At 63.9% G+C, this 1,030-nt stretch carries 1 protein-coding gene; it reads right to left on the minus strand.

All coding sequences use genetic code 11. The features are described from left to right. Positions 1–1,001 (minus strand): family 2B encapsulin nanocompartment shell protein (locus ACGFIV_RS36300; RefSeq protein ID WP_358562449.1); only part of this gene is annotated, 1,001 nt, incomplete at its 3' end. Positions 1,002–1,030 lie beyond the last annotated feature (29 nt).

A 1,030-nucleotide genomic window follows, 5' to 3' on the forward strand; every position in this document is an offset into this window, starting at 1 on the left:
TCGTCGAGGTCGTCGGGGGTGGGTGGGCCGGTGCGGGTGTGGATGCGTTGTTTGAGGTCGGCGTTGTTGAGGAGGCCGAATTCGGGGTTGTTGATGAGTTCGTGTTCTTGGCGTTCGCGGAGGGCTTCGATGGTGAGGCGGAGTTGTTGGTGGGTTTGGTTCATGGGTTGGTTGTAGAGGTCGGCGACGCGGGTGTGGATGCGGAGGATGGTTTGGGCGACGCTGAGTTCGTATTCGCGGGGGGTGGTTTCGTAGTCGACGAAGGTGCCGGGGAGTTGGGGTTCTCCGGCGTGGCCTGAGGTGATGTGGATGAGGGCTTCGCCGTGTTTGTTCTGTGGGGGCCGGGGGTTGGTCTGGTGGTTTTCGATGTGGGTGCGGAGGGTGGGTGATTGGGTGAGGAGTTCTTGGAAGGTTTGGCGGGGGAGGGTGAGGGTGGTGGTGGGGGTGACGGCTTTGATGGTGTGTTCCCAGGTGTCTGGGTCGGTGGTGGTGAGGGTGTGGTCGCCGTAGTAGTCGCCGTCGGCGAGGACGCCGAGGATGGTGTGGTCGCCGTATTCGCCGGTGCCGATTTTGTTGACTTTGCCGTGGGCGATGAGGATGAGGCGGTCGGCGGGTTGGCCGGTTTCGGTGATGGTGTCGCCGGGTTCGTAGTGGTTTTGGGTGAAGCGGTTGGCGAGGGCTTCGAGGGTGGTGTCGTCGTCGTAGTGGCGTAGGGCGGGGAGTTCGCGGAGTTCTGGGGGGATGACGCGGATGTCGCTGCCGTGGTTGGTGAAGCTGAGGCGTCCGTCGCCGATGGCGTAGCTGAGGCGGCGGTTGACGCGGTAGGCGCCGCCGGGGGTGTGGACCCAGGGGAGCATGCGGAGCAGCCATCGGGAGGTGATGCTTTGCATCTGCGGTTGCGACTTGGTCGTGGTGGCCAGGTTGCGTGCCGCTTGGGTGGCCAGGCTCTGCTGGGTCTGGCCGTTGTGTGTGTCTGTTCTCGCGTCGGTTGTCTCGGTCACAACCCACACCACCAATCACTGTCGCGCTG

Origin of the sequence: Sphaerisporangium sp. NPDC049003, assembly GCF_043197795.1 — a bacterium.
In the GTDB taxonomy this organism is placed as follows: domain Bacteria; phylum Actinomycetota; class Actinomycetes; order Streptosporangiales; family Streptosporangiaceae; genus Sphaerisporangium.